Here is a 252-nt window from a genome sequence, read left to right on the forward strand (position 1 = left end):
GCCAGGTGGAAGGCGCGCGACGGGCCGTTCAGCAGGGCCGAGAGGGTCAGGGTGCCGGTGGCCTCGTCGTAGCGCCGCATGGCCGTCTCCGCCGCCACGTCGGTCAGCACGGTGGTCCGCACGTCGTGCCGGCGCTTCAGATAGGCGATCAGGTCGTTCTGCAGGTCGCCGGACCGGAACCCCTCCGCGTCCCACAGCCGCTCCGCCGCCTCGTCCAGCGGGCCGATGTAGTTGTTGCAGTAGTGGAAATAG

1 protein-coding gene is annotated in these 252 nt (G+C 69.8%); it reads right to left on the reverse strand.

All coding sequences use genetic code 11. The features are described 5' to 3' along the window. The coding region (locus JT719_RS24950; RefSeq protein ID WP_207436477.1) for a hypothetical protein at positions 1-252 on the reverse strand (252 nt) is incomplete at both ends.

Source organism: Sabulibacter ruber, from assembly GCF_017355955.1.
GTDB classification, from domain to species: Bacteria; Bacteroidota; Bacteroidia; order Cytophagales; family Hymenobacteraceae; genus Nibribacter; species Nibribacter ruber_A.